Source organism: Acidimicrobiales bacterium (assembly GCA_036273495.1).
Taxonomy (GTDB): Bacteria; Actinomycetota; Acidimicrobiia; order Acidimicrobiales; family JAJPHE01; genus DASSEU01.
Map to the genome: position 1 here is coordinate 1 of DASUHN010000022.1, position 7534 is coordinate 7534.

A 7534-nucleotide genomic window follows, 5' to 3' on the forward strand; every position below is an offset into this window, starting at 1 on the left:
GCCGGGGAGCCGATCCCGGTGGAGGCGCTGGAGGCGCTGCACTAGGCGTGTCGGATCTGCGGCCCGGCCTCCGGGAGAAGGCGGCCGAGCTGCTGGAGCGGCACTGGCACGAGGCGGGCTTCACCGTCCCCCATCCGCAGATCTACCCGTGGCGGTGGCTGTGGGACTCGTGCTTCCACAGCCTGGTGTGGCTCGAGCTGGGAGACGAGCGGGCGCTGACCGAGCTCGAATCGGTGTTCCGCTGGCAGCACGCCGACGGCTTCGTCCCCCACATCGGCTACGAGGGAGGCAGCGCCGACCACGCCTTCTGGGGCCGCTCGGACGCCTCGACCCTCACCCAGCCCCCGATGTACGGCCACGCCGTGGCCGCCCTGCGCGCCGGCGGGGTCGACGTGCCGGCGGAGCTGGCCGAGCGGGCCGCCGCCGGGGTGGAGTGGATCCTGCGCCGCCGGCGGCGGGACGACGGGCGGGTCGTGATCGTGCACCCGTGGGAGTCGGGTTGCGACGACAGCCCGCGGTGGGACGCCTGGTGCCCGGGGCCGGGCTGGGACCGGTCCCGCTGGTACGAGCGCAAGGGGGAGCTGGTGCGGGCCCTGCGCCTCGACGGCCACGGGGCGGCGGTGGGCAGCTCGGAGTTCGAGGTGGACAGCGCCGGCTTCAACGCCCTGGTCGCCTTCAACGCCGCCGCCCTCGGGATCGACCACGGCATCCCGTGGTCGGCGCCGTCCGACCCGGGCTGGGCCCTCACCGTCGACGACCTGCTGGTGACCCTGGCCTGGGACGCCCCCGGCCTGCTGGACCTGGCCCTCGACGCGACCGCGTTCGGGGGTACCTACGGGCCCGCCGGGGTGCGCCGTGACCACCCCGCCTTCGACCCCGACGGCTACTGGCGGGGCGCGGCCTGGCCCCACCTCACCTATCTGCTGTGGCTGGCGGCCCGGCGGGCGGGGCGCACCGACGTGGCCCACGGCCTGGCCGACGCCGCCGTCCGGGGTGTGGTCCGGTCGGGCTGGGCCGAGCACTGGAACCCCGACACCGGGGAGGGGGGCGGGGCCCGCCCCCACTCCTGGTCGACGGTGGTCCTGCCGATGGCCGCTGACCTCTAGCCCGGCCGCCCCGGCGGCGGGCGTCTACTTCTCGTAGAGCAGGACGCCGCGGATGTTCTTGGCGTCGCGCATGTCCTGGTAGCCCTGGTTGATGTCCTCGAGGTCGTAGGTGCGGGTGACCATCCCGTCCAGATCGAGCTGGCCGTCCCGGTACAGCTCGCAGAGCTTCGGGATGTCGTAGCGGATGTTGGCCGACCCGAAGATCGTCCCCACGACCTTCTTCTCCATGAGCGTGAGGTCCATCAGGTTCATGGTCACGTCCATCTCGAAGGCGGGATGGATGTTGGTCACCACGACCGTGCCCCGCTTGGCCGCCAGCTGCAGGATCGAGGCCATCATGCTCCCCTGCCCGAGGCCCATGGCGCAGATCACCTTGTCGGCCATCCGCCCCCAGGTGACGTCGTTGACCAGCCCGAAGGCCTCCTCGACGCTCGAGGCCACGTGGGTGGCCCCGAACTTCTGGGCCTGCTCCCGCTTGAACTCCGAGGGGTCGATGGCGAAGATGCGGTGGGCCCCGGCCAGCTTGGCGCCCTGGATGGCGCCGGTGCCGATGCCGCCGACGCCGATCACGACCACGTTGTCACCGGGGTGCACGTCGGCGGCGTAGACGGCGGAGCCCCAGCCCGTCGTGACGCCGCAGCCGATCAGGCACGCCTTGTCGAGGGGGATGTCCTCGGGGACCTTCACGCACGAGGCCACGTTGGCCACCGTGTGCTTTCCGAAGGTCCCGAGCAGCACCATGGTCTTGAGGTCCTGGCCCCGGGCGTGGTGGCGGGACGTCCCGTCCGCCTGGAGCCCGCCCAGCAGGGTGGCCCCGGTGTCACAGAGGTTGGAGTGACCCGTGGCGCACGAGGCGCACTTGCCGCAGGCGGGGATGAACCCGAACACCACGTGGTCACCGGGCTTGAGCTCGGTGCACCCGGGCCCCACCTCCTCGACGATCCCCGCCCCCTCGTGGCCCCCGATGATCGGGCGCTCCATGGGCAGGTCACCCGTGAGCAGGTGCTCGTCCGAGTGGCACATCCCCGAGGCGGTCAGGCGGACCAGCACCTCGTCGGGGTTCTTGGGGGAGTCGAGCTCGATCTCCTCGACGCTCCACTCCTTCTCGTCCGGCCAGAGCACTGCCGCCTGGGTCTTCAATTCCCGGTCCTCCCCTTCGGATGCCTGTTCACATGCCTCTTCACATGTCTGTAGAGCGTCGATCATACGGCCGGTTGGTGGCCGCTCCCACCGGGAGGTCCGCCCCTCGGCCGGCCCCGTCGGTCGGGTCAGTCGGTCGGGTCAGTCCGGGCGCAGGGCCCGGGCCGCCACCACCGGGTTGTAGTACTCCCGCTGGTGGCAGATCACGCCGTCGCGGAACTGGACCACCCCGATGTAGGAGTTGGCGTAGGCCCGGCCCGTCGGGACCACCCGCCCCTCGCTCGTGTACTCGAGGACCAGGGTGTCGGGATCGGCGCACTCGATGACCCGGTGGATGTCCAGCCGGAACGAGAAGGTCTCCAGAGCGGGGCCGACGTGGGCCCGGATGGCCTCCTTGCCCTCGAGGCGGACCGGCGGGTCGGCGTAGGGCAGCTCGAGGACCATGTCCTCGGTGCAGTACTCGAGCTGGCCCGAGACGTCCCCCCGGCCGACGGCGGCGAAGGACCGCTCCACCAGCTCCCGGTTGCGCCGGCGCCGCTCCTCGTCGCTCACGGCCCCACCGTACGACGGACGCGGTACACGGGATCGGAGCGGTCGCGGGCGGGCTCGGGGCCGGCGCCCTCCTTCGTCCGGACCACCTCAGCGGGGATGGCCCGGGTCCACTCCCGCACGGCGTGGCGCTCGGCTATCCGCCACATCCCGTCGCGCCGCTCGAAGCGGTCGACATAGCGGAAGCCCGACACGAAGTTGAGGGCGGGGTCGTCGGGCGGGGTGCCCCAGTGATGGGCGTTGCCGTACGTCTCGGAGTAGGCGACGTCACCCTCCACCTCGACCAGGTGGTTGCCGACGAAGTGCATGGTGCCGTCGAAGCGGCGCAGGCCCTCCCCCACCCACCGCACGTAGTCCTCCCGCGTGCCGCTGAAACCGGTGTGGTGGTCGACGCCGTCGGGGTGGTAGCAGTCCCGCACCGCCTCCAGGTCGAGGCGGTCGATCCCCCGGCAGTAGCGGAGCACGGCCTCGTACACGGCCTGCTTGTCGAGGAGCTCCTCGACGGTCATGGACGGCCGCCGGCGGGGCGGGGGCCCCCGACTTGCGGAGGAGCCGGCGCGCACGGGACCCGCCGGGTCAATGTGACGGCCCGCCCAGAGCAGCGATGTCGGCAAAGCCCACGGTGTTCCCCGTCCACGCCGTCGGCCGGGTGGCCATCCACAGCACATGGACGGCCGCCTCTTCCGAGGACATCACCTCCGCCATGCCCTGACCGCCGGTCGCCACGTCCTCCCCCTGGGTCTCGAGCACGTACTGGAAGCCCTCGGTGGCCACGATGCGGTCCACGCGCAGGGTGTTGAACGAGACCCCCTTGCCGCCGACCTCGAATTCCATGTACTCGCTCCAGCGCTCCATGGCCAGCTTGCTCGTGGAGTACAGGCCCAGGTTCGGGGTGAGCGACTGCGACGCGCCGGAGCTGATGTTGATCACGCGACCGTGGCCCCGCTCGAGCATGCCCGGGACGAACCCGTGGCACAGCTGCAGGGGGGCCACCACCTGGATGCGGAAGGCGGTCTGCCACCGCCGCCAGGGCACCTGCATGACCGGGCCGTTCGAGGTGTAGGCGGCGTTGTTGACCAGGACGTCACAACGTCCCTGCCACTCGAGGGTCCGTTCGACGGTCCGCTGGGTGGCGTCGGGGTCGTTGAGGTCGGCCTGCACGCCCAGGGCGTCGACGCCTTCGGCGCCGAGGGCCCCCGCCACCTCGTCGACGGTTCCGGGCAGCCGCCGGTCGGGCGTGTCCTGCCCCGACCGCCCCACCACGACCACGGACGCCCCGGCCCGCCCGAGGGTGAAGGCGGTGGCCCGGCCGATGCCCCGGGTGGCGCCGGTGACGACGACCACGGCGCCGCCGAGATCGGCCTCCCCGGTCATGGACGGCCGCAGGCGGGGCTGGGGCCCCCGCCTTGCGGAGGACCCGGGGCGTAGGGGACCCGGCGGGCCGGAGTCACAACCGCGCCGAGCTGTAGACGACCACCCCGCCGAAGTTCGGCGCCGCCTGGCAGGCCAGGCCCAGCTCGGCGCGCTCCAGCTGCCGCTCCCCCGCCCGCCCCGACAGCTGCAGGTAGCACTCGAGCATCTGGGGCACGCCGTGCATCCTGCCGTTGCCCAGGGCGCCGCCGCCGGAGAGGGCGGGCAGGCCGGTGGCGGTGGAGATCCCGCCGTCGCCTACGAAGCGGTGCGCCTCTCCCCGGGGGCAGTACCCGAGCGCCTCCAGCCACAGATAGACGAGCGGGGAGAAGCCGTCGTAGACCTGCGGGACGTCGATGTCGTCGGGGCCGAGCCCGGTGTTCTCCCACAGGATGGCGGCCACCCGACGGCCCCCCTCCTCCATGTCGTCGAGGGTCCAGTGGTCGATGCTGTTCGGCCCCCGCCACCGCCCCTGGGCGTAGCCGGCCACGTAGACGGGCCGGTGCGGAAGGTCCCGGGCCCGCTCGGCGCTGGTGAGCACGAACGCCCCCACGCCGCTCACCGGGATGTCGCAGTCGAGGATCGAGATCGGCTCGGCGATCATCCGCGCCGAGAGGTAGTCCTCCTCGGTCACCGGCTTGTCGCGCCAGTACGACCAGGGGATGCGGGCCCCGTTGGCGCGGGCCTCGACCACGACCGCCGCCATGTCGGCGCGCGACGCGCCGTACCGCTGCATGTACTCGGTGTAGGCCCGGGCGGCCTGCACGGGGGGCCCCCAGTAGCCCTGGGGCGCCACCCACTGCGCCGCCCCCTCGGCGCCGGTCATCGGGTTCTCGTGGTAACGGCCGGGCGGGTTGTACATGGCCCGGTGCACGAGCACGTAGTCGGCGGCCCCGGTGGCGATGGCGTTGGTGGCCAGGATGACCGAGCCGGGCAGCTGGCCCACGCCCTGGAAGCCGCACAGCCACCGTGGCTGCACCTTCAGGTGCTCGACCAGCCAGTCGGACGTGACGACGTGGGTCCCGTCGACTATCGGGCGGCCCCCGCTGGAGGGGAACAGCGCCCCGGTGGTGAAGCCGTCGATCTGGTCCCGGCGGAGGCCGGCGTCGGCGATCGCCTCGAGGCCGGTCTCGATGGCCAGCGCCCCGAGGGGGACCTCGGTGTAGCGCCGGATCGGGCTGTGGGCAAAGCCCACCACCGCCACCTCACAGGCGGCGGCGTACCGGCCCGCGCTCATCCCGCCGCCGCCAGTCGGAACTGGGGGACGGCCAGACCCTCGGCCACGTCGTCGAAGACCGCCTCCACTCGCGCGTCGAGCCTCAGCCTCTCCGCCGTGCCGTCCACCAGCTGGCCGATCATGCGCAGCCCGGCCTGCTCGTCCAGCTCGACGTCGACCACGACGTACGGGACGTCGGGCCGGAACCCGGGCAGGAAGGCGTCGTGCATCACCGTCCAGGACCGGACCCGTCCCCGGCCGCTGACCGGCTCGGAGCGGAAGGCCCGCTCCGGCGACAGGCAGTTCACGCAGATCACGTCGGGAGGGTGCGCGTACCAGCCGCACGCCGCGCACCGCTGCACGGCCAGCACGTGAGCAGCCGCCGCCCGCCAGAACTCCTCGGACAGCGGGTCCGGCACCGGAAGGGGCTTCCGGACACCCTCGGTGCTCACGCCCGGACCTTACCGTCGCGCCCCGCCCGCCCCGCGCCGGCGCTCACTGCACTCATGGCACTCACTGCAGGGTCTCCCCGGCGTTGACGTCGAGCGACTGGCCGGTCATCCCCGCCGCCAGCTCCGACAGCAGGAACACGGCCACCCGGGCGCACTCCTCGTCGGTCGTCAGGCGCGGAAGGGACACGTCGGACTCCATGCGGGCCAGCTCCTCGTCGAACGACGTGCCCCGCTCCGCCGCCAGGTTGGTCAGGTGGCGCTGCAGGGCCGGGCCCCACATCCGCCCCGGAACCAGGGTGTTGACCCTGATGCCGTACGGACCCAGCTCCCGGGCCAGGACGTGCGCGGCGGTGAGCAGGGCGGCCTTGGACGCCGCGTAAGGACCGCGGCCGGGGAACACCCGCCTCACGATCTGCGAGCCCACCATCACCACCGCTCCCCCACCCCGGGCCCTGAGGGCGGGGACGGCCGCCTTCACCACCCGCAGGGACCCGAACAGGTTGACGTCGAAGGCCTCCCTCCAGTCGTCGACGTCGGCCTCCTCGAGGGTGCGCCCGTAGGCCCGGCTCTGGGCAAAGGCGTTGCACACCACGCCGTCGACGGCTCCGAGCTCTTCCACGGCCCCGGTCACCAGGGCCAGACAGTCGGCGTCAGAGGTCACGTCGCACGTCCGGCGCGCCACGGTCGCGCCCGCGTCCCCGAGCTCGGCCGCCAGCTCGTCGAGGTAGGCCGCGGTCCGGGATCCGAGCATCACGGAGGCGCCGGCGGCAGCGGCGGCGCGTGCGATCTGGGCGCCGAGGCCGGGGCCCACGCCCGCCAGCACCACCACCTTGCCCGCCAGCACCGGCGCCTGCCACGACTGTCGGTCCACGGCCCTCCTCACCCTGTCGGCGGCCTCCAGCTTGTCGCCGCGTTACGGTCCCGGGCGATGGATCTCCGCTTCACCCCCGAGCAGGAGGCGTTCCGGGACGAGGTGCGGGCGTTCCTCGACGCCGAGCTGCCGCCCGATCAGGCCTTCGACCACGAGTTCTGCGAGGACGACGACCGCTGGGCCTTCGCCTTCGAGTTCACCCGCAAGGTGGGGGCCAAGGGCTGGATCGGGCTGACCTGGCCCGTGGAGTACGGGGGCCTGGGCCGCTCGGCCGCGGAGCGGACGATCATGTTCGAGGAGTTCACCTACCGGGACGCCCCGTTGCTCAATGCGATCGGTTGGGGCCTGGCCGCCGGCAGTCTGCTGGTGGGTGGCACGGAAGAGCAGAAGAAGCGGTTCCTGCCGGAGATCGCCCGCTTCGAGCGGTTCTGGGCCGAGGGCCTCACCGAGCCCGACTCGGGATCGGATCTGGCGTCGCTGTCGACCCGCGCCGTGCGCGACGGGGACGAATGGGTCGTCAACGGGCAGAAGACCTACACGACGTGGGGCCACCGCGCCGACGTGCTGTACCTGGCGGCACGCACCGATCCCGACGCCCCCCGCCACAAGGGCATCAGCATCTTCTGCCTCGACCTCGGTCTCCCGGGCATCTCGTTCTCCCCGCTGCACAACCTCGGAGGCGGGCGGCAGAACCACACCTACCTCGACGACGTGCGCGTGCCGGGAGACATGCTGATCGGCCAGGAGGGAGAGGGCTGGAGCTACATCATGAACGCCTTCTACGCCGGCG

General features: G+C 72.6%; 9 protein-coding genes. 2 read left to right on the forward strand and 7 right to left on the reverse strand.

The genetic code is table 11. From position 1 onward, the window contains the following. On the forward strand, nucleotides 1-1106 hold a 1106-nt coding region (locus VFW24_00965), incomplete at its 5' end, for a hypothetical protein (protein HEX5265319.1). Nucleotides 1107-1130: 24 nt separating this feature from the next. On the opposite strand, the gene VFW24_00970 is transcribed toward VFW24_00965, so the two are convergent. The 7 genes from VFW24_00970 to VFW24_01000 form a co-directional block, all read right to left on the reverse strand. Continuing rightward, nucleotides 1131-2246 carry an NDMA-dependent alcohol dehydrogenase gene (locus VFW24_00970; GenBank protein HEX5265320.1) on the reverse strand — a complete coding sequence of 372 codons (1116 nt, stop codon included), beginning with the start codon at nucleotides 2244-2246 and terminating at the stop codon, nucleotides 1131-1133. A gap of 141 nt (nucleotides 2247-2387) precedes the next feature. Next, complete coding sequence (locus VFW24_00975; protein ID HEX5265321.1) at nucleotides 2388-2798, reverse strand: nuclear transport factor 2 family protein; 411 nt, start codon at nucleotides 2796-2798, stop codon at nucleotides 2388-2390. Next, nucleotides 2795-3304, reverse strand: a complete 510-nt coding sequence (locus tag VFW24_00980; protein HEX5265322.1) for a nuclear transport factor 2 family protein — start codon at nucleotides 3302-3304, stop codon at nucleotides 2795-2797. Before VFW24_00980 ends, VFW24_00975 begins: the two co-directional genes overlap by 4 nt. 67 nt (nucleotides 3305-3371) lie before the next feature. Beyond that, entirely contained in the window at nucleotides 3372-4169 is a 798-nt protein-coding gene (locus VFW24_00985) for an SDR family oxidoreductase (protein HEX5265323.1), read from the reverse strand. Between the two features lie 73 nt (nucleotides 4170-4242). Continuing rightward, nucleotides 4243-5442, reverse strand: coding sequence for a thiolase family protein (locus VFW24_00990; GenBank protein ID HEX5265324.1), 1200 nt, complete (start codon nucleotides 5440-5442; stop codon nucleotides 4243-4245). Beyond that, a complete protein-coding gene (locus VFW24_00995; GenBank protein ID HEX5265325.1) occupies nucleotides 5439-5873 on the reverse strand; it encodes an OB-fold domain-containing protein in 435 nt (144 codons plus the stop codon). The genes VFW24_00990 and VFW24_00995 overlap by 4 nt, the downstream gene beginning before the upstream one ends. 61 nt (nucleotides 5874-5934) lie before the next feature. After that, nucleotides 5935-6744, reverse strand: a complete 810-nt coding sequence (locus tag VFW24_01000; GenBank protein ID HEX5265326.1) for an SDR family oxidoreductase — start codon at nucleotides 6742-6744, stop codon at nucleotides 5935-5937. 57 nt (nucleotides 6745-6801) lie between these two features. Between VFW24_01000 and VFW24_01005 the strand changes: the two genes are divergently transcribed. Further along, nucleotides 6802-7534 (forward strand): acyl-CoA dehydrogenase family protein (locus VFW24_01005; protein ID HEX5265327.1); only part of this gene is annotated, 733 nt, incomplete at its 3' end.

What these genes read in the sequence shown, in the direction of transcription:
- VFW24_00980 (HEX5265322.1), bottom strand. Translation starts at nt 3,304, where the DNA reads ATGACCGTCGAGGAGCTCCTCGACAAGCAGGCCGTGTACGAGGCCGTG.
- VFW24_00985 (HEX5265323.1), bottom strand. Translation starts at nt 4,169, where the DNA reads ATGACCGGGGAGGCCGATCTCGGCGGCGCCGTGGTCGTCGTCACCGGC.
- VFW24_00990 (HEX5265324.1), bottom strand. Translation starts at nt 5,442, where the DNA reads ATGAGCGCGGGCCGGTACGCCGCCGCCTGTGAGGTGGCGGTGGTGGGC.